The following is a 24,690-nucleotide window of genomic DNA, read 5'->3' as shown; positions in this document are numbered from 1 at the left end:
TTTTCTCATTTCTGTCACTTCGACGAAGGAGAAATCACACTAGTTAATCGACAAAGATTGGTAATATACCTTGCGGGATTTCGCGTGAGATTTCTCCTTCGTCGAAATGACAGATTGAACTGTTATTCATTAAATGAAAAAATGAAACCTATGAACCTTGCAGCTTTGAGCCTTTGAACCTCTCATTATCTATCTCTCATAAAACTCAATTGGCAATAAATCTGGATCTGCAATAAAAGTAAAACGTTTATCAGTTGTTTCATCTATTCTAATTGGCTCTGATTCTATATTTTTTGAAGTTAAAAAAGCAACGGTTTCTTCTAAATTAATTACTTCAAAAGCCAGATGTCTTAAACCAACGGCTTCGGGTCTTGAAGGTCTTTGGGGAGGATTCGGAAACGAAAAAAGTTCCACAACATAAGAACCATTCAAAGCCAAATCTAATTTATAGGACTGGCGTTCTTCGCGGTAAATTTCTCTTATAATTGTTAAACCTAAAATTTCAGTATAAAAAGTTTTAGATTTTTGATAATCAGAGCACAAAATGGCAATATGATGAATTTTATTAAGGGTTAGCATTATTTTTTAGTTTCAGTTTCTTGGTTTAATTTTCTAATCACTTTCGCGGGGTTTCCAACAGCTAACGAATTGTCTGGAATATCTTTTGTAACAACCGATCCGGCGCCAATTACGCAGCCTTTTCCGATAGTTACTCCAGGGCAGATTACCGAATTACCGCCAATCCAGCAATCGTCTCCAATGGTGACAGGGTATGCATTTTCAAGCGTTTTTCTCAATTCAGCGTCAAGCGGATGAGATGCAGTATAAATCTGAACGTTTGGCGCAATAAATACATTTGAACCAATATTTACTGGCGCACAATCTAAAACAACACAATTCACATTAAAATAAACATTGTCGCCGCAAAAAATATTATAGCCGTAATCACAGTGAAAAGGAGGTTCGATATATAAACCCTCTCCAGTATTTGGAATAAGCTCTTTTAAAATTTCTTTTGCTTTTTTAGTTACTCTGTATTCTTTTACGTTAAGCGTGTGCAAAAGATTTTTGGCAGTTCGACGGCCTTTTAATAATTCTGGATCAAAGGCATTGTAGTATTCGCCAGAGATCATTTTTTCTTTTTCTGTTTTCATAATATTCACATAAAACTATGTGTGAAATCTAGATTTTTACTATTCTTTTTTGATCAGTTACAATCAATTTTCTATGAGTTTAATATTTTCTTCAAAATAACAATCTGACCCAAATGATACACATCATGCTGAATAATTCCGTGAATATGTTCGTAATAAGTATGACCATTATTTACATATATTTTGGCTAAGTCATCATCATTAAAATCTTCAAAAAAAGCACTCCAAGAATCTTGTGATTTGGCCAGTGTTTGTAGTGATTGTTCCCAAGCTGCTTCTGAAGGATCTAAAACAGGAACAAAATAATTATGATCAGGAGTTATGATTACTTCGCCCTGCATGCGTTCTAAAATGTTTCTTCTCCATTGTATCAAATGATTCACAATTTCCCAAATCGTGTTAAGATTCGGATTTGCTTTTCTGTAAGCCTGTTCTGCCGTTACATTTTTTAAGGTACTGGCTAAATTAACTTCCAGCCAAGGATTTCCATTATAAATGGATTGATATAGATTTGAGATTCTTTTACTTTCTGACATTATAATGCTTGTTTTAATTGTTTGATTCTTAAAGATATAAAAAAAATAAAAGTCGTTAAATAATTTGTGTTGTAACTTTTTCCGTTTCTGTGTTAAAAATAATTACACCTTCTTGTTGATCATCAAATTGAGCCATTAATTTTCCTTCTTTATTCCAAACAGAGCTAAAACCCGCACTAACAAAATTGTCGCATTCTCCAATACAATTAGACATTAAAACGGGAATTTTATAATTTTTAGCAACATCTGGGTAATGTGCGTACGCTTTATCGATTCCGTTTTTCGACTTGGCGACACTGGCAATATAAATTTGTGCTCCAAGTTTAACTGCTTTATCCGCATGGTCCATTTGTAAACTTTCGTAACAAATTGCTGGTGCAATTCTTTCATTTTCAACGTTAAGTAAAATCTGTTCGTTTCCGTTTTTAAAGTAAGGGAATTCATCTTCATGAAGTTGTTGTTTTGAATACACAATTCGAGATTGATCTGGCTGAAAAATCAACATACTGATGAGAATTTCATTATTGCTCAATGTTGGAATTCCAACACCAATAGTAATCTTTTTTAAGTCACTAATTTCTTGAAAAACATCAAATTGATTATCATTTATATTTACAGCCAGTTCTTTAGCCAATTCCGGTTCATAACCCGTTAAAGAAAGTTCTGGAAAAAATATGGAAGAAGCTTTTAGTAAAGATGCCTGTTGAATTACCAGAATATGTTTTTGGATGTTAGCTGGAATATCTCCTTTAACTGGTTTTATTTGTGCTATTGCAATATTCATTGGCTTTTTTATTAATAAAGGAAACAAAAGCTAATATACAAATTAGTAATTTACAACTCATCCTCGAAATTCTACAATTGGGTTATTATATATTTTTTAACAGAAATTGTTAAAATACATTTGCTTCATCAAAAACCAATACCATGAAAACCAGAATTACTTTTATTTTATTATTACTGACTGCTTTTTCTTTTGCTCAGAACACAATTTCTGGGAAAGTAGTAGACCAAAAAGGAAAACCAGTTGCAGGGGCAAATATTTATATTGACGGAACTTACGACGGAGCAACAAGCTCTGAGACGGGAGAATTTTCTTTTGAAACTACCGAAACAGGAAATAAATTTTTAGTGGTGAGTTTTTTACTTTTTGAAACTTTTAAAACTGAAATTGATGTTGCCAACTATAAAAATCAAACGGTAAAATTAAGAGAAAATGTTAATTCGCTAGACGCTGTTGTAATTACTGCGGGAACATTAGAATCTGGAGACAAGGCAAGGGTTTCTGTTTTAAAACCTTTAGATATTGTAACAACCGCAGGTTCTGCCGGAAATATTGTGGCAGCTTTACAAACTTTGCCAGGAACACAAACTGTTGCTGAAGACGGGCGTTTGTTTGTTCGTGGAGGTGAAGCCAATGAAACACAGACTTTTATTGACGGAATTAGAGTAGCACAGCCTTACGGAGCAACAACTAATAACTTACCAACTCGAAGCAGATTTTCTCCTTTCTTGTTTAGCGGAATCGCTTTTTCTACTGGAGGTTATTCTGCTGAGTACGGCGAAGCTCTGTCAAGTGTTTTACTTTTAAATACTAATGACGAAGAAGACCACGAAAAAACAGATATCGGATTAATGACAGTTGGTTTGAGTGTAGGAAATACTCAAAAATGGGAAAAAAGTTCTTTAAGTGTCAACATGGCTTATATTAATTTGGCGCCTTATCAGGCCGTAATTCCACAAAATGTAGATTGGAATAATCCGTATCAATCACTTGGTGGTGAGACAGTTTATCGCCATAAATTCACAAACGGAATTTTTAAATTATACGCTTCTTTCGACTCAGAAAAATTCGATTTGAATCAAAAAAATATCAATTTCGAAAATCCAATCAGAACCGATATGAATAACAATAATTTTTATTTGAATTCTTCATACAAAGGAACTATTGGTACGGGATGGCAGTTGACTTCTGGGATTAGTTACGGTTACAGTAAAAACAAATTAAAATACGATATTACCGATATTGACAGCAACGAAAATGCTGCACAGTTAAAATTAAAACTTGCAAAAAAAGTTTCAAATCAGTTTAGATTGTCTTTCGGTACAGATTATTTCATTACCAAATACAACGAAAATTTTGATGATAATGTCTCTATTAATGGTGCTAATGGTTACGACTCTAATATTTTTGCAGCTTACGCTGAAGGAGATCTTTCTTTCTCTAAAAATTTAGCCTTAAAAGTAGGTTTGAGATATTCAAATAACAGTTTGTTAAACGAAAACAACATTGCTCCAAGAGCCTCATTGGGTTATAAAGTTTCAAAAAGCAGCCAGTTTTCATTTGCTTATGGAGATTTTTCGCAGACTCCTGTTGTTGATTATATTAAATATTCAAAATTCCATCAGTTTGAAAGTGAAAAAGCAAGACATTTTATTTTGAATTACACCTTTACAAAACCAGGCCAGCTACTTAGAACAGAATTGTATTATAAAGATTATAACAATTTAGTTCAATACGATACAAGAGATATTCAGTACAATTCGGTTTTCAATAATAACGGATCAGGTTACGCAAAAGGATTTGATTTACTTTGGAGAGACAGCAATTTGTACAAAAATTTAGAGTATTGGATTTCATATTCTTATATCGATTCAGAAAGACAATATAAAAACTTTCCAAACATGGCAACTCCAAGTTTTATTGCCAATCATAGTTTGTCTGTTGTAACCAAATATTTTATTACAGACTGGAAATCGCAGGTGGGTTTTACCAATAGTTACAGTTCAGGGCGCCCGTACAACGATCCGAACCAGACACAATTTATGAGCGGAAAAACAAAATCGTACAATAGTTTAAGTTTTAACTGGGCTTACTTATTGACCACACAAAAGATCCTTTACTTCTCTGTTTCGAATATTTTAGGAACACAAAATGTTTTCGGATACGATTACGCCAGAAACCCAGATGCAGCCGGTGTTTATCAAAGACAAGCAGTTTTGCCAACCGCAGACCGATTTTTCTTCGTAGGTTTCTTCTGGACGATTAGTCAGAATAAAAATGAGAATCAGTTAAAGAATCTTTAAAAGATAAAAAGGTTCTGAGGTTCTAAGTCGCTAAGAAAAACTTAGAGCCTTAGCCACTCAGAACCTCAGAACCTCAAAAAAAACAATTCATCATCAAAAATCAACAACTCAGTATCATTTAATTTTAAAAGAGTAAAATCCGTAATACTTTTGAAGTATAAATTAGAAAGGAACAAAGAAGCAAAGTGACAAAGGTTCAAAGTTTAAGAATAGTAACAATATCAAAACCAAACCTTTGTCCCTTTGCAGCTGTGAACCTTTGAACCTTAAAAAAAAGAGTTTTAATCATCAGTACAAAAAACTTAGAAACCTAGTAAATCAAAACATTTAAACCATTAAAACAAAGAAATCATGACCAAAATTATCACCATTATTACATTATTTATCTGCAGTTTATTATCTGCACAAACACAATTTGAACAAGGAATGACTAAAGCTTTTGGGCTTTGGAAAGAAGGAAAAAATGCAGAAGCTTCTGCAATGTTTGAAAGAATCGCAGGCGCAGAAAAAAACAGTTATCTGCCTAATTATTATGTAGGTCTGGTAAACACTTTGTCTGTTTTTACAGAAAAAGATAGAACAAAAATAGATTTGTTATTAACGAAAGCGCAGGATGCACTGGATATTGAAATGATTAAAGATCAAAGCAATTCGGAATTGTATGTTTTACAGGCTTTAATTTATACAGGATATGTTGTAGCAGACCCAATGACAAACGGAATGAAATATTCCGGAAAAGTGATGGAAGCTTACGCGAAAGCAAAAGCGCTTAATCCAAACAATCCAAGAGCCGTTTTTGGTGAAGCAGACTTTCAATTAGGTGGTGCCAAATGGACAGGAGTTGATACAAAACCTTTATGCGCGCAAGTTGATAAAGCTATTGAACTTTTTGGTACTTTTAAACCAGAAACGGCTTTTGCTCCAAAATGGGGAATTGAAAGAGCTTTGGAAGTTCAAAAAACTTGTAAATAATAAAAATAAACTAAGCTGATTATATGAAAGATGATGGAACTACATTTTCTGATTTAAAAAATGGAACTATAGCATGTTTCAAGATTGCAATGGTATTTGCAATAATATTTTCAGCTTGTTTAGGAGATGATCTAAATGTTAAAAACGTTCTTTTAACCTTTTTTATAAGCTGTCTCTATTCTTTTGGATTAGGTTTCGGCAACGGATTTATCAATGTATTTCTGGATAAAAAATGGGACTGGCTGGAACAAACCAATCTTAGAGTTTATTACGGAATCTTAGTAACCGTCTTATATACTGTTCCGGTAGTCTTAGGGATAAACTACTTTATTTTCGTAGTCTTGCAAAATGTGACCTTAGAGGTGTTTTTTGGAGCAAGAATGTTATGGGTGCACCTTTTTTACATCATTTTATCTTTAGGAGTTTCGACCTTTATGCAGGCTAGAAGTTTTATGGTAAAATGGAAAAGGGCTTCAAAATTTGAAATTACGCAGCAGAAAATTATTGCAGGTACAGCAAATGCGAAATTTGAAAGCTTAAAAAATCAAATCGATCCTCATTTTCTTTTTAACAGCTTAAATGTTTTAAGTTCATTGATAGAAGAAAATCCAGATAATGCACAACGTTTTACAACTTCTTTATCTAAAATCTACAGATATGTTTTAGAACAAAAAGATAAAGAATTGGTTTCGGTTGAAGATGAATTGTCATTTGCAAAAACCTATATGAATCTGCTAAAAATGCGTTTCGAAAACAGTTTGTTTTACGAACTGCCGGCAGAAAACATAAATCCAGATGCCAAAGTAGTGCCGCTGTCTTTACAGCTTTTGCTTGAAAACACTGTAAAACATAATGTGGTAAGTGAACAAAAACCGCTGCATATTAGAATATTTATTGATAAAGATTATTTAGCCATTCAAAATGATCTTCAGAAAAAAGAAGTACTGCAGGACAGACAAGGCGTTGGACTGCAGAATATTGTCAATCGATACGGAATTATAACCGATAGAAGAGTGAAAGTGGAGCAGGACGAGAAAAATTTCACGGTTAAAATTCCAATTTTAACAAAACAAGTTAGTGTTATGGATACAAATGCAGATTATAACGATGAAGCGAAAGCTTATTATAGAGCCAAAAAAAGAGTTGAAGAATTAAAGGGATTTTATGCAAATATAATTTCATACTGTTGTGTAATTCCGCTTTTAGTTTTTATCAATCTAAGATTTTCACCTGGATTTCAATGGTTTTGGTTTTCTGCTTTAGGCTGGGGATTTGGAATTACAATGCACGCTTTTAAGGTGTTTGGCTATAGTTCAGATTGGGAGGAAAGAAAAATTAGAGAGATTCTAGAAAGAGAAAACAAACAAAAAACCTGGAAATAATCATGGAAAAAGATTTTACAGAAGCAGAACGTTATTATGATGCTCAGAAAAGAGTAAAAGAAATAAAGGAGTTTTACGAACATTTGACCGTTTATCTTCTAACTAATCCAATTGTGATTGTAGTAAATCTGATGACTTCTCCAGGGTATATGTGGTTTTTATGGTGTTTGATGGGATGGGGAATGGCTCTTATTCTGCACGGATTGAGAGTTTTCAGCCTGCCGCCTTTTTTCAATAAAAAATGGGAAGAAAGAAAAATTAGAGAAATTCTAGAGAAAGAAAAAATTAGAAAAACCTGGGAGTAAATATGGAAACAAAATATGATTTCGATAAAGAACAATCTGAATTACAGAAGTTAGCAAGTCGGAAAGTTATTAAACTTAAATCCTTTTACAAACAGTTATTTATTTACACAATCGTTCTAATACTTTATCTCTTAAAAGAATACTCACAATTGCCGCTAAATGTATTCCCTATTAATTTGTTAAATGGTGTAATAATGATTTTATGGGCAGCGGTTGTCATTGGCTCAGCGATAGATGTGTTTGCTTCTTTTAAGATTTTTGATGAAGATTGGGAAGTACGTAAAGTAAAAAGCATTTTAGAAAAAAGAAATAAAAAACAAAAATGGGAGTAGTCATGGAAATGAATTATAACGAAGAAGAAAGATACATTCAAGCAAGAAAAAAGGTTGAAAATTTAAAAGGATTTTATGGAAACCTTGTTGCCTACGTATTAGTAAATGCAATTTTGATTTTTATCAATTTATATACATCACCCCAATATTTATGGTTTTTCTGGCCTTTATTGTGGTGGGGTGTAGGAGTCGTTTTTCATGGATTGAAGGTTTTTGAAGTTTTCCCAACTTTAGGAAAAGAATGGGAAGAAAGAAAAATCAAGGAATTTATGGAAAAGGAAAAACAGAACAAAAACAAGTGGAAATAATTTAAAATAAAAAGATTATGGGACGTTTTAGAAGAGATATGTACGAAGCATATGCGGCAGAATATTCAAAAGAATTTAGTTCAGAAGAGAATTACAATAAAGCATACAAAAAAGTAAAAAAGATAAAAGGATTTTATTCGCATTTAAAGGCTTATCTTATTGTAAATGCAATTATTATAATATCTGGTGTAACAAGAAACAGTGTAATTGGCGGTTTTGATTTCAGCAGTCTTTCAGAATGGCACACGTATTCAACCGCATTTTTTTGGGGAATAGGAATAGCGGTGCACGCATTATCAGTTTTTAGTTCAGATTGGTTTTTTGGTGCAGATTGGGAAGAAAAGAAAATTCAAAAATATATGGATAAACAATCCGAAAATAAAAATAAATGGGAGTAACTTTGAATTAATATTTTTTCAAATTTGACATTATAGTAAATGATCACATTAATTATAGAAGACGAAAAACCAGCTGCAAGATTATTGCAGAGAAAACTTGAAAAGTTAGATGTAACGGTAGAAACAATGCTTCATTCGGTTGAAGAATCTATTAAATGGTTTGAGAATAATCCGCATCCCGATTTAATTTTTCTGGATATCCAATTATCAGATGGTTTGTCATTTGAAATTTTTGAGAAAATAGATATAAAAAGTGCTATTATTTTTACCACCGCTTATGATGAATATGCACTTAAGGCTTTTAAATTGAACAGTATCGATTATCTTTTAAAACCAATTGATGAAGATGATCTAGAAACTGCTGTTTCTAAATTTAAAACTCGCATGCCAAAAGCAGCAGAAACTTCAAACCTGCAATTAGACTTTGAGCAGATACGCCAAATGCTTTCCAATCCTTTTGAGAAAACCTATAAAAAGAGGTTTACAGTTAAAATTGGACAGCATTTAAAAGTCATTACCACAGAAGAAATAGAATGTTTTTTCAGCGAAAATAAGGGAACTTACATTCACACTTACGAAAATCGGGATTACTTGATCGATTCAACTTTAGAAATTCTGGAGCAGGAAATAGACAAAAAGGATTTCTTTCGCGTAAGCAGAAAATTTATTGTGCCGTTAAAAGCAATTAAAGAAATTCAGGTGTATACCAATTCTCGTTTAAAAGTTATTCTGCCAACTTATAGAGAGGATGAGGTTATTGTAAGCCGAGAAAAAGTGCAGGATTTTAAATCTTGGCTTGGATAGGTTATCTATCAAGAGTTGACATAATCTCTATAGCTCCAAATTTCCATTCACTGTTCATTTTAACCGCATCAACAGGTTTTATAAAAGTAATTGATGCGATTTTAAGGGCGCTATCTACAGAAAGATCAATATTTATATATTTCGAAAGTTCTTCATAAGGCTGATTTTTATTTTCAGCCTTACTTCCTATAATACCAATTTTCGATAAAATATCGGTCGTTGGAATTTCCTTTTTTAAAGGGGAATTTTCGATATTATTTTTGTAAAATGCATCTAAAATAAATTTTTTGGTTGTAATTACAACTACACCAGAATTTGAACCATATTTTTTTAGAGCGTCTTCAGTATCTCCCTTAAAAATTCCAAGGGTAGCTAAGTCTTGCTTTTTTATTGTTTTCAAAACATCTTCTGGATTCTTGTAACCTATATTTTTGCCATTAAAAATAACCAGAGGATTAGATGCGTTTTGACCATATATAAAACAAGCATATAGAATATAAAATAAAAAATATACTTTTTTCATCTTCCGTTTTTTAATGGAAGATACATTATTTACTCAATCTATGCAATGTAAAAGTCATGGCGCTTAAAAGGAAAAAAGCCATAATCTGGTGAATTAATCCTAAAGCCAATGGAACGCTGTACAATAATGTAAAAACTCCCAATAAAAATTGGATAAAAACAAAAACAACAAGAGTTTTAATTCCGTTAGATTGTGTATTTGTCAGCGAAATTTTGGTGCTTTTGTAATATAAAAATAGAATAAAAGCTACTACTACATAAGCAAAAGTTCTGTGCACAAACTGAACACCGCTTTTTCCTTCAATAAGATTTTTAATTAATGTTGGCTGTTCAATGTAAACCGAATCATGAATAAATTGCCCGTCGCTCATTAATGGCCAGTGATTGTGAATTAATCCAGCATTTAATCCAGCTACGAATCCACCGTAAATAATTTGGATTAGTAAAGCCACTAAAGCAAATCGCCCGATGTTTCGTAACGGAATATTGATTCTGCTGTTTTTTTCAGGATAGATTAAATCTAAAGCTACCCAAAGCGTATAAGCAAATGTAATGAAAGCAAAAGTTAAGTGTAATGAAAGTCTAAAGTGACTCACATCTGGATTATCAATCAAACCGCTTCTCACCATAAACCATCCTAAAAATCCTTGGAAACCTCCCATCGCCAAAAGAATAACACATTTTTTGATGGTTGCGCGATCCAGTTTTTTTCTGATTAAGAAATAAACAAACGGGACAAAGAATACCAAACCAATGATTCGGCCAATAAAACGGTGAAACCATTCCCAGAAATAAATAAATTTATAATCGGCTAATTGAAAATCGTTGTGAATATTGATTTTTTGATACTCCGGAAATTTCTTGTATTGTTCAAAAGCTTCATTCCATTTTGCTTCTGACAATGGCGGGAAAGTATCTGTTACCAAATGCCAGTCGGTCATTGATAAACCTGAATTGGTTAAACGCGTGATTCCGCCCACGACAACCATTAAAAACAATAAAACACAGCCCGATAGTAACCAAATGATTACTGATTTATTCTCTTTTTTCATTTTATTAATAGTACTTATTTCTCTACTTTTTTTAATCCCAATTTAGCTGCCCTTTTAATCACAAAATCATAAGCTGCCTGATATTCATTCGGAATGTCGCCTTCTAAAATGGCTTCCTTTACCGCTTCCTTTAAAATTCCGATTTCTCTTGACGGTTTTAAATCAAACATTTCCATAATTTCTTCGCCGGAAATTGGCGGTTGAAAATTACGAACATGATCACGTTCTTCTACTTCAACAATTTTCTTACGGACGATTTCGAAATTCTTGTGATATTTTTTAAATTTCGATGGATTTTTGGTTGTAATATCTGCCTCGCATAAAGTCATTAAATTCTCTACATCTTCGCCAGCATCAAAAACCAAACGACGAACTGCGCTATCGGTCACAATATCCTGCGCCAAAACAATAGGGCGCGAACTCATAATAACCATTTTTTGCACAAATTTCATTTTGTGGTTCAAAGGCATGTGTAAACGTTCGAATATTTTCTTAGCCATTTTACCGCCTAGAAATTCATGGCCATGAAAAGTCCATCCTTGTTTTTTAGTGAAACGTTTTGTTGGTGCTTTTCCAATATCATGCAATAAAGCCGACCAGCGTAACCAAACATCATCAGTATTTGGACAAATATTATCGACAACTTCGAGTGTGTGGTAAAAGTTGTTTTTATGCGTATGACCTTCAATTTCTTCTACCTGATTCAACGCTGTTAATTCAGGTAAAATAATATCCAAAAGTCCAGTTTTATATAAAAGTAAAAATCCGATTGAAGGCTTATCTGTAGAAAGAATTTTATTTAATTCATCTACTATTCTTTCGCCAGAAATTATTTTAATGCGTTCAGCATTTTTGGTGATGGCATTTAGCGAGTTTTCTTCAATCTCAAAATTTAATTGTGTCGCAAAACGAATCGCGCGCAGCATTCGCAAAGGATCATCAGAATAGGTAATGTCTGGATCCAAAGGTGTCTTTATTGTTTTGTTTTCCAGATCTATTAATCCGCCAAATGGATCTAAAAGATCTCCAAAATTATTTTCATTTAAAGATAGAGCCAAAGCATTTATGGTAAAATCACGACGGTTTTGATCGTCTTGAAGTGTTCCGTTTTCTACAATCGGATTTCGGCTGTCAAAATTGTAAGACTCTTTCCTCGCTCCAACAAATTCAATATCCGTATCTTCAAAACGAAGCATTGCTGTTCCGTAAGTTTTAAAAACCTGAACTTTTGGGTTTTTAGGAAGTAATTCAGAAACTTTCAAAGCCAGTTCAATACCGCTTCCAACTGCTACAACGTCGATATCTTTTTTAGAACCTCGATTTAAAAGCAAATCGCGAACAAATCCGCCAATAACGTAACTGTCAACATTAAGTTCTTTTGATGCTTTCGAAATAATATCGAAAATTTTGTTTTGTAAAGCAGTTTTATAATTTGTCTGTATAGCCACGAATTCACTAATTTTTATAAAATAATACGTTTATGTTCAAGCGAGGAAGAATTAAAGTTTGCCAGAATAGCTAATTTATTTTTGGAAACTTTTAGATAATTAAGGCATTGTGAAATGTATTTTGGATGTAAATAATCACTTGATTTTATTTCAAGGATAATTTGATCAAACAAAACAAAATCAGCATAAAATTTGTGATCCAATATTATGTCTTTATAATTTACCAAATATTCTTTTTCTCTTTCAAATGGAATATTGGCTTTCTTGAACTCATATTCTAAAGCATCTTTATATACGATTTCAGAAAAACCCCCACCTAAATTTCTATGAACATCAAATAAAATTCCCATTATCTGATAGCTTTCCTGCTGATACAATATTTTTGTCATGATCTAAATTTTTCCGCCACGAATTCACAAATTTTTCTAATTAATTTTAAAAAGTTAATTCGAGAATTCGTGGCTATTATTTAGAATACAACTTTCAATTTTTGCATTGAAAATGTTTTTGGAATTTTATGGTTGCAAATTTACAATATAGAAAATGCCTTTTATAATCTATCGTTCACTTTTTTGAATAAATTCACAATTTTTCAATTGAATTTTAGTAAAATAAAAAACAGTGGTGACGAACTATATGAGTTATTGCAAATTTTCCGCCACGAATTCACGAATTGTTTTAATTAATTTAAAAAAAATGTGATAGTGAATTACCTGGATTTATTCGAAATTATAGTCAAAGGTTTTAAAAATGAATTACTGAATGTTGTCATGGTCTAAATTTTCCGCCACGAATTCACGAATTAATTTTAATCATTTGGAAAAATTAGAGTAATGAATTACCCGAATTTATTCGAAATTATGCTCAAAGGTTTTAAAAGTGAATTCGTGAATTTTGTTATGGTCTAAATTTTCCGCCACGAATTCACGAATTAATTTTAATCATTTCGAATAAACTAGAGTAATGAATTACCCGAATTTATTCGAAATTTAACTCAAAGATTATAAAAAATAATTCGTGAATTCGTGGCGAAAAAAAAATATACACCAATAGAACAAATCAATTTCAAACGATAATTTTTAAAAATGCAATTTGTATTTTTGAGTCATAGAAAAAAGCACACATGAAAATTGTTATATCTCCAGCGAAATCATTGAATTTCGAAAAAGAATTACCAACTACAAAACATACAGAACCTTCATTTTTAAAAGAAGCGCGAGTGGTTCATAAAGTGGTTAAACAAAAAAAGCCATCTGAACTTTCTGAATTAATGTCAATCTCAGATAAACTAGCCGACTTAAACTGGAAACGAAATCAAGATTGGAAAACACCATTTACACCTGAAAATGCACGCCCTGCAATTTATACTTTTGATGGAGATGTTTATACAGGTTTAGATGCTTATACTATTCCGTTAGACAAATTAGGAGCACTTCAAGACAAATTGAGAATTTTATCTGGATTGTATGGTCTTTTAAAACCATTAGATTTAATGCAGGCATATCGTTTAGAAATGGGAACTAAAATGCCGGTTGGGGAATACAAAAACCTGCACGAATTTTGGAAACCAACGGTTACAAAAGCATTAAATAAGGAATTGAAAAAAGATGAGTTATTTGTGAATTTAGCGAGTAACGAATATTTTTCTGCGGTTGATGTAAAAGCTTTAAAAGTTCCTGTAATTACTCCAGACTTTAAAGATTATAAAGACGGAAAATTAAAAATGATTAGTTTTTTTGCGAAAAAGGCGAGAGGAATGATGGTTCGCTATATCATCGATACCAATGCAGAAACGGTAGATGATTTAAAAGGATTTAATTATGATGGATATCAGTTTGATGCCAATCTTTCGAAGGGAAATCATTTGGTTTTTACAAGATAATTTTTAAGGTGCTAAGGTTCTAAGTAGCTGAGGTTCTTGGTTTTTAAAAGAATTATTTAAAAAATTTAATAAAATTATCCTCTTAGAAAATAATATTAAAATAAAAAGCCGAGTTACAGGAAAGTGAACTCGGCTTTTTCGTATTATAAATAATTATTAACATTAATGCATCGCATCTGCGGGATTAATTTTATTCTTCCCTTTTTTGATAAAGAGAATAATCGGTATACAGCATAAGAACATAATTCCTAAATACATGAAAATATCCATGTAAGCCATTACTGTACTTTGTTTCATGACTGAACCTTCTATTGCCTGATATGCTTTTTTCAAAGCAACATCTGCACTATATCCTTTTGCCATAAATGCGTGCTGCATTCCTGCAATTCGCTGCTGCACTTCAAATTTGGCAGGATCAAGATTGTTAATTAAATCTACTCTGTGTGACTGGCTGAAACGTGTGATGAAAGTGGTAATAATCGCAATACCAAATGATCCTCCTAACTGGCGCATCATTCCTGTAAAAGCTGCACCTTCACCAATTTGTTTTCCTTTTAAAGTAGAAAGAGAAAGCGTAGTAATAGGAACGAAAAGCAATCCTAAACCAATTCCTCTTAGGATTAAAGGCCAGTACATATGTTCAACTCCAGTATCTGGTGTCATACGACTGTACATCATAAAGGTAAAGAAGAAGAAAACTAAAAATCCTACTCCAACCATATACCCTTGAGGGACACCTTTTTGAATCATATTTCCAACAAATGGCATCATGATCGCCGTTGTGATAGATCCTGGAATTAATAATAATCCTGCATCAGTTGCGGTCCATCCTAAAATGGACTGCGTATAAATTGGGATAATTAATGTCGAGCCATATAAACCGAAACCAAGTATGAAACACATAATAGTTCCGATTCGTAAATTTCCATCTTTTAAAACACTTAAGTTTACGATTGGATATTTGTAAGTCAGCTCTCTCCAAATAAAGAGGACCAATCCTAAAACAGACACAACACTTAAAGTTACAATAAGTGAATCGTTAAACCAGTCGTCCTGCTGACCGTGTTCTAGTACGAATTGTAAAGAACCAATAAAGGTACTCAACAAAATAATTCCCCACCAGTCAACCTGATTTGCTTTTAATTTTTCTCCATATTTTGGACTTCTTACAAAAGTTAAAGCCAAAATTGTAGCAATAATCCCTAATGGGATATTGATATAGAAAATGTACGGCCAAGAATAATTATCTACTAAATATCCTCCCAAAGGCGGACCTAAAGTTGGACCAACAATTACACCCATTCCGTAAATAGCCTGAGCCATTCCACGTTTGGCAACGGGATAACTTTCTGTAATAATCGTTTGGGCTGTTACCAGTAGCGCACCTCCACCCATACCTTGTACGAATCGGAAGGCTACAAGTTCCCAAATATTACTGGCATTACCACACAAAAAAGAACAGACCGTAAATATTATGATAGAAGCCACAAAATAATTACGTCTACCAAATTGCTGCGATAGCCAGCTCGTCATCGGAATTACAATAACATTCGCAATTGCGTATGCTGTAATAACCCACGCCACATCGGTCAAGGTAGCACCAAGACTTCCGCGCATGTCTGTCAGCGCTACGTTTACAATCGTGGTATCAACAATTTCCAGCAATGCACAAAGTACTGCGGTAATCGTAATTACAACACGTCTGAAACCGTATTCTACTAAATCGTCGTCTGCTTGTACTGCTGCTGCCATTATTTATTTTAAATGTACGTCTACATCAACATTCATTCCTGGTCTTAAAAGTTTAACTTTTTCAGGATCATTAGATTGATCTAAACTAATTTTTACTGGTAATCTTTGAATTGTTTTTACGAAGTTTCCTGTTGCATTATCAGGAGGTAACAATGAAAAACGAGATCCTGTAGCTGGAGAAAATGAAGTTAAAGTTCCTTTAAATTCATAGTTTGGATAAGCATCAACTTTTAAGCTTACTTTTTGTCCCACAACCATTTTATTTAATTGAGTTTCTTTAAAGTTAGCTACAACCCAAGCCTCAGTATTGTTAATGATATAGAATAAAGATTGTCCCGGCTGAACCAATTGTCCCGGCTGAATATCAACTTTAGAAACCTGACCATCAATAGCTGCAGTTACAACTGTATAAGAAAGATTTAAATGCGCAACATCTAACATTGTTTTAGCTTTTTTGATGTTTGCTGCTGCAACTTCTGTCTGTTTGTCTGAAACTTTAGATTTTGACTGGATTACCGATTTTTGGTAAGAACTTGCTCTTTGTTGTTGTTCTAAAACACGTACTTGGTTTTCAGCTTCGTCTTTTGCAGCCTGAGCTTGTTCAAATTGTTGTTTCGTAATAGTATGTGTTTTGTACAAGTTATTGTAACGATTAAAATCGTTTGTAAGCTGTCTCAATCTAATTTTAGCACTTTCAATAGAACCACCTGCAGATCTCATTTGAGCATCAGAAACTGAAATACTTGCATATGCACTTCCTATATCAGCTTTTGCAGCTTCGAATTGACCTTCAGCGCCAAGTAATGCAGCATTAGCTTCATCAATTTTCAACTGATAATCTCTCTTATCGATAGTAAACAAAGTATCTCCTTTTTTTACATAATCGTTATCTTTCACATATACTTTGCTGATATATCCTGAAACTCTCGGGATAATCGGATTCATTTTTTTCTCGATTTGAGCATCATCCGTTTCCTCGTGAGCCAATGAGTGCATGTATTTTGATATTCCGTAAGTTCCCCCCACTAAAACCAAAACGGTTAGTATGATGATGAATTTTTTATTTGTCTTTTTCTTTTCCATGAGAGATATCGATTATATTTTAGAAAGATTGAATGATTGTGATAATTGTCCTGATACTGAAAGTAATTCGTAATATTTTTGGATGATTGTTGCTTTAGCCACGGCAGTATTAATTTTTGCGCTTAATTGCTCAACATCAGCTTCAACCAAGTCATTGGTATCTGCTAAACCATTATCGAATTTATCTTTTACAAGTCTGTAATTTTCTGCAGCCTGCTGAAGTGCTTCTTCATAAACTACACTTTGATTGATCGCCAAGTCGTAATCTTCAAGAGATTTCTGAACTTCAACTTTAATACGATCCGTCATAATAGCTTCTGTGTTTTTTACTTCCAAAGCTCTGCTTTCTGCTTCCTTTACATGTGCACTGTTTTTTAGAATTCCAGATAAGTCATAAGATAAACCTAAACCAAAGTTCATAGCATATTTTACAGTGATAATATCTTTAAGATCTAAAGCAGTATAACCTCCCAATAATGAAAGAGTTGGGTAGTAACCAGATTTAGCTATCTTCACGTTAGCTTCTGAAGCTTTAGATTGTAAACGAATGGCTTCTAAGTCTTTTCTGCTTTCTAATGCAAGTGCATCAGTGGTTGGGGCATTATTTGTCTTTAAATTAAAGAAATCATCTTCATTAACCTGAAGTCTTGTTTCAGGAGCTAATTTCAATAAAGTTGTCAAATAAAAATTGATGTTGTTTAAATTGTTAGTTGCTTCATCAATAGATAATTGAGTTTTTGAAACCATTAATTGTGCTTTCAATAAATCGTTTCTCGGGATAATTCCGTTTTTCTCTAATTCTACGAAGTCTGTTACACGCTGTTTAGCACTTTTTTGATTCTCATTTAAAACATCTAAAGTTTTTTGTGCTTTGTATAATGCTGTATAATAAGTGATTACTCTTAAAGCAACATCCTCCTTTGTTTTTGCAGCATTTGCGGTTTCAGCTTCATATAAGTTATCGTACGCATCAATACTGCTTTGAATTTTAAATCCGGCAAAAATTGGAAGACTTAAATTCGCCATTCCTAACATCGCACGGTCAGGAGATGCCAAAGAAGCACTTTCTTCCTGATTTGGCAGATCTATAGAAGCTTTTGTAAGACGCTGATATTGACCAGAAATTTTAAGGTCAGGATATTGATTGTTTTTTACGGTTGTTAACTCGTGTTTTTTTGTGTTTACCTTAGTATTGGCAAGCGTAACTTCGTTACTCTTCTCCCAAGCCATTTTTACGGCTTCATCTAAAGTTAAACTTGTTTTTTCTTGTGCTTCAATTGAAGATATTCCTATAAAGAAAACTCCAAAGAGCATTAATTGACTAATTTTCATAAACAAGTAGCGCTTTTATAGTTTGTTGAATGTGCTTTGTAAGACTGGTTTTAATATAATTATTATACATTTCTTCTGTATTCAAATTCAGTAATTCTACGAAGAAAGATTTATTCATGTGAAAGTGAAAAAAAGTTCCAATAATGGTCGGGGTTATCAGCGGAATAATAACATCTTTTCTAAAAACGCCTTTTTCCTGTCCCTGTTTAATAATGCTTTCTACAGATTTTAAATTTCCTTTCTTCAATTCTGTAAAAGCAGCCATGCTTTTTTCTCTGTTTTTTGAATTAATTTCAAAATGTAAAACCCTGAAAATCCCTTTATTGCAACTTATTCGAGTAATGTAAATTTCGATTAATTTATTAACTTTATCAAGAGGCTCGATATTTTCCTGTAATAAATTTTCAAGTTTTAATTTTAGGTCAGAAGTTTTGTAAATAATTAAAGACTCCAGTAATCTTTCTTTTGAACCAAAATAATACGAAACCATGGCAATATTAATTTTTGCCTCTTTTGAAATGTCCCGTATAGATGTCCCCTCAAATCCTTTTTCAGAAAATAGCCTTTCTGCAACATTAAGAATCTGAATTTTTTTCTCGTTTAATTCGATTTGTGACATGATATTGTTTCTAATCGAATGCAAAATTAAACACTTGTTTAATTTAAACGCTTGTTTAATTTTATTTTAACATAATATTAACATAAAACGGTGTAGTAAATTTGAAGTTGTTAAATTACCGTTTTATATAATTATTCGACTTGTTTTAAAGTGAGATAAAAGTTGATGTCAATTTTAAAATCAGAGCTAGAATGTTCATTATCAACTTTAAAAGTCTTCCAAGAAGTAGATGGAAAAAGCCAGTTGTCTTTTGAATAATTAGTTTTAATAGGCATAGAGAAGTTTGAATTACAGTTTGAATAACGATAACTTAATTCGCCGTTTTTATATTTATATTCTAAAACTGGTACCTTATTGGTTCTTAAATATTGATCGAATAAATAGTCAAAATCAATTCCTGATTTTTTGCTTATATACGTTTCGATTTCATTTGTTGTCACAGTTTTATTATGAAAATCTTGATTTATGCCACGCAGTATTTTTCGAAACTTATCATCGTTATTAATTATAGTGTCGATCATGTGCAGAACTGCCCATCCTTTTACATAATTGTCGTTGCTTCCGTCTTCATTTATTCCATATCTTGCTATAACAGGTTTATCATTTTGGATCGTTCTGAATCTTCCAGCCATAAATTCGTTGCCAGCTTTTCGGCCGTGCAGGTCGGCAATTACAAGTTCTTCTCCCAAACCTGCAAAACCTTCCTGAATCCATCTATCTGCAATATCTATTGCCGTAATATTATTGCCAAACCATTCATGCGAAATTTCGTGAACAATAATTTTATCTGTTTTTTTCCCCCAGCCAGTATTCGAAATATCACCGCCTTTTTTATTGGTACCGTTTTTATATCCGCCGCCATACGCAATGGCACTCTGATGTTCCATACCAATATAAGGTGCGTCGACAATCTTAAAGCCATCTTCATAAAAAGGATAGGGACCAAACCAATGTTCTAATGATTTAATTGCGGTAATAGTACCAGGAATTAGATGTGATTCTGCCTTTGCTTTATTGTAATCCAGTATCCAGAAATCCATATCCAATTTTCCGTTTTCTCCTTTAAAAGTCTGACTGATGTTTACATATTTACCAGCATAAAATGAAATTCCATAATGGCTGATTGGATTTTTTACTTCCCAATTATAAGTTGCAGTATTATCGCGATTTTTTATTTGGCTGACTAAACGTCCGTTTCCTATAGCGGTTAAAGTGTCTGGAACAGTTATCGAAATTGAAGCTCCTTTATCGGGTTCATCGTACATAGTATTTTTGCAAGGATACCAAAGGCTGGCTCCTTTATATTGGCAGGCAACAGAAATCCAAGGTCGATTTAGTGAATCTTTTGCCCAAACCAAACCGCCGTCCCAAGGCGGTTTAATAGATTCTGTGGGTTTTCCGGAGTAATAAATGAGAATTTTATTGTTCTTTGAAGCTTGCTTTTGAGGCAGTTTTAAATACCAGATATTTTGATTCTGCGTATATTCAATCTTTTTTCCTTGTTGAAAAACACTATCGATTTTAAGCGGACTGACTAAATCAATCTGCATTAAATCAGAATGTTTTGAATTGATTACATTGTATTCAATTTCGTTTTTTCCAGTAATGGATTTATTTAAATAATCTGGTTTTACACTTAAAGCGTAATGCTGAATATCCCACCAAACTCTTTCTGGAGTAATGGAGCCGTTTAAAGTGTCTTGTTTTGTCGGGGTTCTTAAAGTCTCATTTTGCTGTGCTAGAAGTGGATAAAACAGCAAATGTAGAACAAATAGAAAAACTATTTTTTTACTTACTATAAAAGAAATCTGCATACACGGATTTTTTAAAGAATTATAAAATCCGTGTAAATTACAGTTTTTTATCTGATTTCGCTCACAAAATCTTTGATTTTTGAACTCCCGCTTTCACTCAAATGTTTGATAAAAGCACTTCCAATAATAGCGCCTTTTGCATATTTAGTAGCCTGATTAAAAGTTTCTTTGTTAGAAATTCCGAAACCAACAATTTGAGGATTTTTTAAATTCAAATTCGATATTCTTTCGAAGTAACTTTCCTGAACATCTCCAAAACCAGATTGAGAACCTGTAACGCTCGCAGAACTTACCATATAAATAAATCCGTTTGAAACGCTGTCAATAAAACGGATTCTTTCATCAGAAGTTTGCGGTGTAATCAAGAATACATTGATTAATCCATATTTCTCGAAAATTGACTTGTATTCATCAGCATACACATCAACCGGAAGATCTGGAATAATTAAACCGTCAATACCAATTGCAGCACATTTTTGACAAAATGCTTCAACTCCGTATTGTAATATCGGATTAAAATATCCCATAATAATTAATGGAATTTTTACGCTTTCGCGGATGTCTTTCAGCTGGTCAAAAAGAATTTGAGATGTCATACCGTTATGAAGCGCTTGTGTAGAACTTGCCTGAATGGTTGGCCCATCGGCCAAAGGATCGCTAAAAGGCAGACCAATTTCGATTAAGTCGACACCATTTTTTTCTAAATCCTGAATTATCTGTACAGTATCGTTTAAGTTTGGATATCCTGCAGAAAAATAAATAGAAAGTATCTTTTTATCTTCTTGTAATTTCTGAGTTATTCTGTTCATTTTATTTATTTTTTTCCTGCAAGGTTTTAAAAATCATGCAGGTATTTGTATTAATTGTTTGTAGGCTGTAAGGTTTTTGAAAACCTTGCAGGAAGTTCTGCTAAGCGACAATAATTTTACTTGTCCAATTATCATTTCGTTTTTCAACCAACAATAATCCAGAATCTGAGTCATTCATCTGACCGATTAATTCTCCTTTATGATTCCAAAAAGCACTTTGACCCGCTGAAGGAGAACCCCAAGATTCACCACTGAAATTCGACATCAAAACATTCATCTTGTGTTTTTCAGCATAACTTTGCAAATCACGATAAGCATTTGGAATTCCATTTGGTGAAAAGAAAATACTCGCGATGTAAACATCTGTTTTGTTTTTTGAAGCATTTTCTGGATGCTTCGGATTGTCTATATCAGCACAAATTGCAAAGGAAATCTTTTGATTGTCAATGGTAATCATCGGATTATAATCGAATGTTGACTCAAAAAATTCATCTTCGCCTTCGTGTAAAAACTGCTTTGTGTAAATAGAAACCGAATCGTTTGGGAAAATTATAAATTCACCAATAAATAATTGATTTTCAATTAAAATTGGAGCTCCGGCAACAATGATAATGTTGTTGTCAGCAGCCAAATCTTTCAGGTGGTCTATTCTATAATCATCTTCGGCGAAAGCCATTTCCGCAGCATTTTCCCTTTCATATCCCGTAATTGACATTTCAGGGAAAGCTATTAATTGAGCACCATTTTGAGCAGCCAATTCAATAAGACGATAATGGTCTAATAAATTTGAAATAATATTTCCACGTTTTGGTTTGGTCTGTGCGGCCGCTAAAATCATTTTTTAATTATTTGTTTTCTGTATAAACCCAAGCTGTTCTTCCAGATTTTAGTTTGACTTGGACTCTTTTATATGAATTCGATTCGAATTGATCAACTTTTAATAACTCGGTGTTAGTAACCTCAAAAACAGCACCATGTATGTTGTCTTCCAGGTTTTCGCTTGGCACTGCAACAACATAATCTGCCATTCCAAATTCTTCCTCTATCTGTAAGCTTTTTAGCTTATAACCCAAAATTTGATCTTGGGTACCGCTTAAAACTTTATTAAAAATCTGCATCTGAATTTGTTTCGATCTTAATGTTCCGTATGAGAATAATAGTTCCATAATTATGATTTTTCTCGTTATTTGTTTGAGTTTGGATATCGGGATTGGAACGTCCAAATTACAATTTTTATTACAATTTAAAGTAATCTATATAATTATCTAAATCTTTATCTCCACGGCCAGAAAGACTTATAACAACGATATCTGTAGGTTTAAATTTCTTCTGATCCAAAACTGCAAATGCGTGTGCACTTTCGATTGCCGGAATAATTCCTTCTAATTTAGTCAATTGTAAACCAGCATTCATAGCATCATCATCTGTTACCGAGAAAAATTCACCTCTTCCGCTTTGTGCCAAATGTGCGTGCATAGGTCCAACTCCAGGATAATCTAATCCTGCAGAAATAGAATAAGGTTCGGTAATTTGTCCGTCTGTAGTCTGCATTAAAAGTGTTTTACAACCGTGAATAACGCCCACTTTACCTAGTTTACTAGTTGCTGCGCTATGTCCGCTGTCAACACCTTTTCCTGCTGCTTCAACAGCGATAATTCCAACTTCTGGCTCGTGTAAAAAATGATAATATGTTCCCGCAGCATTACTTCCTCCGCCAATACAAGCCACTACATAATCAGGGTTTTCACGTCCTTCTTTTTCTTTCAACTGCCATTTAATTTCTTCTGAAATAATACTCTGAAAACGCGTTACCATATCTGGATAAGGATGTGGCCCAATCGCAGATCCGATAATATAATGTGTATCTACAGGATTATTGATCCAGTCGCGAATCGCCTCGTTTGTGGCATCTTTAAGTGTTCTTGAACCCGAAAGTGCAGGACGAACTTCAGCACCTAACATTTTCATGCGGGCAACGTTTGGTGCTTGGCGCGCAATGTCAATTTCACCCATATAAACAATACATTCAATTCCCATTAAAGCACAAACAGTTGCCGTTGCCACACCGTGCTGGCCGGCGCCAGTTTCGGCAATAATTCTTTTTTTGCCCAAACGTTTTGCCAATAAAATCTGCCCGATTGTATTGTTTACTTTATGTGCTCCGGTATGATTTAAGTCTTCTCTTTTCAAGTAGACTTTTGTATTGTATTTTTCAGATAAACGTTTTGCAAAATACAACGGACTTGGTCGCCCGACATAATCTTTCAGCAATTGGTTGAACTCTGCTTTAAAATCAGGTTCATCCATTATACTTAAATATTTTTGGCGTAGTTCTTCTACATTTGGATACAGCATTTCTGGGATGTAAGCACCACCAAATTCTCCGTAATATCCTTTTTCGTTAACGTTAAAACTCATTTTGTTTAAATTTTAAAAGTTGGCAACATCAAATTTACGCTTGAAATTGCTTAATAGATTTTTATTTTTTAGCCCTGGTTCGATTTCAAATTTACTATTTACATCTACAGCATAAATAGGCAAATTGCTTTTTGAAATTTCTTCAATGGCTTTTAATTCATTCATTCCAATTCCGCCACTCAAAAAGAAAGGCTTTTTTGAATTGTATTTTTTTAATATCGTCCAGTCGAAAGTTGTTCCATTTCCGCCTGGAAGTTTTCCTTTGGTGTCAAATAGAAAATAATCGCAGACATTCTCAAAAGGTTTAATGATTTCAAAATCAAAATTCTCATCGGCCGAAAAGACTTTGATAATTTCAATTTTTTTAGGAAGTTTTTCTTTTAATGCTGAGCAAAATTCAACTGATTCTTCCCCGTGTAATTGAACTGCTTGTAAGTTGTATTTTTCGACTTTTTCTAGAATTTCTTCCTGACTTTGATTAACAAAAACGCCCACTTTTTTGATTGTTTTTATCAATTCGGGGACATTCTCATTGCAATATCTAGCGGATTTTTTCCAGAAAATAAATCCCATATAATCGGGTAGGAGTGCACCTACTTCGAGAATGTTTTCGGGATATTTCATGCCGCATATTTTGAGTTTCATTTTTTTTGATGCTTTAAGCTTTAAGCTTTAGGCTTT

Annotated in this window: 27 protein-coding genes; 9 read left to right on the top strand and 18 right to left on the bottom strand. The window is 33.1% G+C overall.

Going from position 1 to position 24,690, the window contains the following annotated elements; genetic code table 11:
• Positions 1–189: 189 nt before the first annotated feature.
• From gloA2 to HYN86_RS20245, 4 genes are all read right to left on the bottom strand, one after another.
• Positions 190–579, bottom strand: coding sequence for an SMU1112c/YaeR family gloxylase I-like metalloprotein (gene gloA2, locus HYN86_RS20260; RefSeq protein WP_113679696.1), 390 nt, complete (start codon positions 577–579; stop codon positions 190–192).
• A complete protein-coding gene (locus tag HYN86_RS20255) occupies positions 579–1,154 on the bottom strand; it encodes a sugar O-acetyltransferase (protein ID WP_113679695.1) in 576 nt (191 codons plus the stop codon). The genes gloA2 and HYN86_RS20255 overlap by 1 nt, the downstream gene beginning before the upstream one ends.
• Before the next feature lie 71 nt (positions 1,155–1,225).
• Positions 1,226–1,690 carry a DinB family protein gene (locus tag HYN86_RS20250; protein ID WP_113679694.1) on the bottom strand — a complete coding sequence of 155 codons (465 nt, stop codon included), beginning with the start codon at positions 1,688–1,690 and terminating at the stop codon, positions 1,226–1,228.
• A 55-nt stretch (positions 1,691–1,745) separates the two neighbouring features.
• The gene (locus tag HYN86_RS20245; protein ID WP_113679693.1) at positions 1,746–2,474 is read right to left on the bottom strand and encodes a carbon-nitrogen hydrolase family protein; all 729 of its coding nucleotides are present in this window, start codon (positions 2,472–2,474) and stop codon (positions 1,746–1,748) included.
• Positions 2,475–2,617: 143 nt separating this feature from the next.
• On the opposite strand from HYN86_RS20245, the gene HYN86_RS20240 reads away from it, so the two are divergent.
• The 8 genes from HYN86_RS20240 (at position 2,618) to HYN86_RS20205 (ending at position 9,278) form a co-directional block, all read left to right on the top strand.
• A complete protein-coding gene (locus tag HYN86_RS20240) occupies positions 2,618–4,777 on the top strand; it encodes a TonB-dependent receptor (protein ID WP_113679692.1) in 2,160 nt (719 codons plus the stop codon).
• Between the two features lie 351 nt (positions 4,778–5,128).
• The gene (locus tag HYN86_RS20235; protein WP_113679691.1) at positions 5,129–5,749 is read left to right on the top strand and encodes a hypothetical protein; all 621 of its coding nucleotides are present in this window, start codon (positions 5,129–5,131) and stop codon (positions 5,747–5,749) included.
• Positions 5,750–5,772: 23 nt separating this feature from the next.
• Positions 5,773–7,131: a histidine kinase gene (locus HYN86_RS20230; RefSeq protein WP_113679690.1), complete on the top strand. Its 1,359-nt coding sequence runs from the start codon at positions 5,773–5,775 to the stop codon at positions 7,129–7,131.
• 2 nt (positions 7,132–7,133) lie between these two features.
• Entirely contained in the window at positions 7,134–7,436 is a 303-nt protein-coding gene (locus tag HYN86_RS20225; protein ID WP_113679689.1) for a 2TM domain-containing protein, read from the top strand.
• Positions 7,437–7,438: 2 nt separating this feature from the next.
• Positions 7,439–7,768, top strand: a complete 330-nt coding sequence (locus HYN86_RS20220; protein ID WP_113679688.1) for a 2TM domain-containing protein — start codon at positions 7,439–7,441, stop codon at positions 7,766–7,768.
• On the top strand, positions 7,759–8,076 hold the full coding sequence (locus HYN86_RS20215; protein ID WP_113679687.1) for a 2TM domain-containing protein: 318 nt from the start codon (positions 7,759–7,761) through the stop codon (positions 8,074–8,076). Before HYN86_RS20220 ends, HYN86_RS20215 begins: the two co-directional genes overlap by 10 nt.
• Positions 8,077–8,093: 17 nt before the next feature.
• On the top strand, positions 8,094–8,474 hold the full coding sequence (locus HYN86_RS20210; RefSeq protein ID WP_113679686.1) for a 2TM domain-containing protein: 381 nt from the start codon (positions 8,094–8,096) through the stop codon (positions 8,472–8,474).
• A gap of 39 nt (positions 8,475–8,513) precedes the next feature.
• On the top strand, positions 8,514–9,278 hold the full coding sequence (locus tag HYN86_RS20205; protein WP_113679685.1) for a LytR/AlgR family response regulator transcription factor: 765 nt from the start codon (positions 8,514–8,516) through the stop codon (positions 9,276–9,278).
• A gap of 1 nt (position 9,279) precedes the next feature.
• Here HYN86_RS20205 and HYN86_RS20200 read toward each other — a convergent pair whose 3' ends face one another.
• The 4 genes from HYN86_RS20200 to HYN86_RS20185 are packed head-to-tail and all read right to left on the bottom strand — an operon-like array spanning position 9,280 to position 12,689.
• Complete coding sequence (locus HYN86_RS20200) at positions 9,280–9,801, bottom strand: hypothetical protein (protein WP_113679684.1); 522 nt, start codon at positions 9,799–9,801, stop codon at positions 9,280–9,282.
• A gap of 25 nt (positions 9,802–9,826) precedes the next feature.
• Complete coding sequence (locus HYN86_RS20195; protein ID WP_113679683.1) at positions 9,827–10,852, bottom strand: COX15/CtaA family protein; 1,026 nt, start codon at positions 10,850–10,852, stop codon at positions 9,827–9,829.
• A gap of 14 nt (positions 10,853–10,866) precedes the next feature.
• Entirely contained in the window at positions 10,867–12,300 is a 1,434-nt protein-coding gene (locus tag HYN86_RS20190; protein WP_162789412.1) for a CCA tRNA nucleotidyltransferase, read from the bottom strand.
• Between the two features lie 14 nt (positions 12,301–12,314).
• A complete protein-coding gene (locus tag HYN86_RS20185; RefSeq protein ID WP_113679682.1) occupies positions 12,315–12,689 on the bottom strand; it encodes a GxxExxY protein in 375 nt (124 codons plus the stop codon).
• 734 nt (positions 12,690–13,423) lie between these two features.
• Here HYN86_RS20185 and yaaA point away from each other — a divergent pair.
• Positions 13,424–14,182, top strand: a complete 759-nt coding sequence (yaaA, locus tag HYN86_RS20180) for a peroxide stress protein YaaA (protein WP_113679681.1) — start codon at positions 13,424–13,426, stop codon at positions 14,180–14,182.
• 162 nt (positions 14,183–14,344) lie between these two features.
• Here the strand turns inward: yaaA and HYN86_RS20175 are convergent, their stop codons facing one another.
• The 10 genes from HYN86_RS20175 to HYN86_RS20130 form a co-directional block, all read right to left on the bottom strand.
• Positions 14,345–15,934, bottom strand: a complete 1,590-nt coding sequence (locus tag HYN86_RS20175) for an MDR family MFS transporter (RefSeq protein ID WP_113679680.1) — start codon at positions 15,932–15,934, stop codon at positions 14,345–14,347.
• 3 nt (positions 15,935–15,937) lie between these two features.
• Positions 15,938–17,017: an HlyD family secretion protein gene (locus tag HYN86_RS20170; protein WP_113679679.1), complete on the bottom strand. Its 1,080-nt coding sequence runs from the start codon at positions 17,015–17,017 to the stop codon at positions 15,938–15,940.
• Positions 17,018–17,029: 12 nt separating this feature from the next.
• On the bottom strand, positions 17,030–18,349 hold the full coding sequence (locus HYN86_RS20165) for a TolC family protein (RefSeq protein ID WP_113679678.1): 1,320 nt from the start codon (positions 18,347–18,349) through the stop codon (positions 17,030–17,032).
• A complete protein-coding gene (locus HYN86_RS20160; RefSeq protein WP_113679677.1) occupies positions 18,339–18,968 on the bottom strand; it encodes a TetR/AcrR family transcriptional regulator in 630 nt (209 codons plus the stop codon). The genes HYN86_RS20165 and HYN86_RS20160 overlap by 11 nt, the downstream gene beginning before the upstream one ends.
• 131 nt (positions 18,969–19,099) lie before the next feature.
• Entirely contained in the window at positions 19,100–20,782 is a 1,683-nt protein-coding gene (locus tag HYN86_RS20155; protein ID WP_113679676.1) for a M1 family metallopeptidase, read from the bottom strand.
• A 47-nt stretch (positions 20,783–20,829) separates the two neighbouring features.
• Entirely contained in the window at positions 20,830–21,591 is a 762-nt protein-coding gene (gene trpA / locus HYN86_RS20150; protein WP_113679675.1) for a tryptophan synthase subunit alpha, read from the bottom strand.
• Positions 21,592–21,691: 100 nt separating this feature from the next.
• The gene (locus HYN86_RS20145) at positions 21,692–22,429 is read right to left on the bottom strand and encodes a carbon-nitrogen hydrolase family protein (protein WP_113679674.1); all 738 of its coding nucleotides are present in this window, start codon (positions 22,427–22,429) and stop codon (positions 21,692–21,694) included.
• A 7-nt stretch (positions 22,430–22,436) separates the two neighbouring features.
• Positions 22,437–22,757: a gamma-glutamylcyclotransferase family protein gene (locus HYN86_RS20140; RefSeq protein WP_113679673.1), complete on the bottom strand. Its 321-nt coding sequence runs from the start codon at positions 22,755–22,757 to the stop codon at positions 22,437–22,439.
• Positions 22,758–22,827: 70 nt separating this feature from the next.
• Entirely contained in the window at positions 22,828–24,009 is a 1,182-nt protein-coding gene (gene trpB / locus HYN86_RS20135) for a tryptophan synthase subunit beta (RefSeq protein ID WP_113679672.1), read from the bottom strand.
• A gap of 12 nt (positions 24,010–24,021) precedes the next feature.
• Positions 24,022–24,654 carry a phosphoribosylanthranilate isomerase gene (locus tag HYN86_RS20130; RefSeq protein ID WP_113679671.1) on the bottom strand — a complete coding sequence of 211 codons (633 nt, stop codon included), beginning with the start codon at positions 24,652–24,654 and terminating at the stop codon, positions 24,022–24,024.
• Between the last annotated feature and the right edge of the window lie 36 nt (positions 24,655–24,690).

This window comes from Flavobacterium fluviale (assembly GCF_003312915.1).
Classification (GTDB): Bacteria; Bacteroidota; Bacteroidia; order Flavobacteriales; family Flavobacteriaceae; genus Flavobacterium; species Flavobacterium fluviale.
Note: the sequence above shows the minus strand (reverse complement) of the source record. Positions and strands in the feature narration are given on the sequence as shown.

Bases quoted from the DNA above. Each gene is read 5' to 3' on its own strand.
- HYN86_RS20140 (WP_113679673.1), bottom strand. From the start codon at position 22,757: ATGGAACTATTATTCTCATACGGAACATTAAGATCGAAACAAATTCAG.
- HYN86_RS20205 (WP_113679685.1), top strand. From the start codon at position 8,514: ATGATCACATTAATTATAGAAGACGAAAAACCAGCTGCAAGATTATTG.
- trpB (WP_113679672.1), bottom strand. From the start codon at position 24,009: ATGAGTTTTAACGTTAACGAAAAAGGATATTACGGAGAATTTGGTGGT.
- gloA2 (WP_113679696.1), bottom strand. From the start codon at position 579: ATGCTAACCCTTAATAAAATTCATCATATTGCCATTTTGTGCTCTGAT.
- HYN86_RS20130 (WP_113679671.1), bottom strand. From the start codon at position 24,654: ATGAAACTCAAAATATGCGGCATGAAATATCCCGAAAACATTCTCGAA.
- HYN86_RS20245 (WP_113679693.1), bottom strand. From the start codon at position 2,474: ATGAATATTGCAATAGCACAAATAAAACCAGTTAAAGGAGATATTCCA.
- trpA (WP_113679675.1), bottom strand. From the start codon at position 21,591: ATGAACAGAATAACTCAGAAATTACAAGAAGATAAAAAGATACTTTCT.
- HYN86_RS20185 (WP_113679682.1), bottom strand. From the start codon at position 12,689: ATGACAAAAATATTGTATCAGCAGGAAAGCTATCAGATAATGGGAATT.
- HYN86_RS20210 (WP_113679686.1), top strand. From the start codon at position 8,094: ATGGGACGTTTTAGAAGAGATATGTACGAAGCATATGCGGCAGAATAT.
- HYN86_RS20165 (WP_113679678.1), bottom strand. From the start codon at position 18,349: ATGAAAATTAGTCAATTAATGCTCTTTGGAGTTTTCTTTATAGGAATA.
- HYN86_RS20255 (WP_113679695.1), bottom strand. From the start codon at position 1,154: ATGAAAACAGAAAAAGAAAAAATGATCTCTGGCGAATACTACAATGCC.
- HYN86_RS20175 (WP_113679680.1), bottom strand. From the start codon at position 15,934: ATGGCAGCAGCAGTACAAGCAGACGACGATTTAGTAGAATACGGTTTC.
- HYN86_RS20155 (WP_113679676.1), bottom strand. From the start codon at position 20,782: ATGCAGATTTCTTTTATAGTAAGTAAAAAAATAGTTTTTCTATTTGTT.
- HYN86_RS20240 (WP_113679692.1), top strand. From the start codon at position 2,618: ATGAAAACCAGAATTACTTTTATTTTATTATTACTGACTGCTTTTTCT.
- HYN86_RS20170 (WP_113679679.1), bottom strand. From the start codon at position 17,017: ATGGAAAAGAAAAAGACAAATAAAAAATTCATCATCATACTAACCGTT.
- HYN86_RS20215 (WP_113679687.1), top strand. From the start codon at position 7,759: ATGGGAGTAGTCATGGAAATGAATTATAACGAAGAAGAAAGATACATT.
- yaaA (WP_113679681.1), top strand. From the start codon at position 13,424: ATGAAAATTGTTATATCTCCAGCGAAATCATTGAATTTCGAAAAAGAA.
- HYN86_RS20225 (WP_113679689.1), top strand. From the start codon at position 7,134: ATGGAAAAAGATTTTACAGAAGCAGAACGTTATTATGATGCTCAGAAA.
- HYN86_RS20250 (WP_113679694.1), bottom strand. From the start codon at position 1,690: ATGTCAGAAAGTAAAAGAATCTCAAATCTATATCAATCCATTTATAAT.
- HYN86_RS20160 (WP_113679677.1), bottom strand. From the start codon at position 18,968: ATGTCACAAATCGAATTAAACGAGAAAAAAATTCAGATTCTTAATGTT.
- HYN86_RS20235 (WP_113679691.1), top strand. From the start codon at position 5,129: ATGACCAAAATTATCACCATTATTACATTATTTATCTGCAGTTTATTA.
- HYN86_RS20200 (WP_113679684.1), bottom strand. From the start codon at position 9,801: ATGAAAAAAGTATATTTTTTATTTTATATTCTATATGCTTGTTTTATA.
- HYN86_RS20145 (WP_113679674.1), bottom strand. From the start codon at position 22,429: ATGATTTTAGCGGCCGCACAGACCAAACCAAAACGTGGAAATATTATT.
- HYN86_RS20220 (WP_113679688.1), top strand. From the start codon at position 7,439: ATGGAAACAAAATATGATTTCGATAAAGAACAATCTGAATTACAGAAG.
- HYN86_RS20195 (WP_113679683.1), bottom strand. From the start codon at position 10,852: ATGAAAAAAGAGAATAAATCAGTAATCATTTGGTTACTATCGGGCTGT.
- HYN86_RS20230 (WP_113679690.1), top strand. From the start codon at position 5,773: ATGAAAGATGATGGAACTACATTTTCTGATTTAAAAAATGGAACTATA.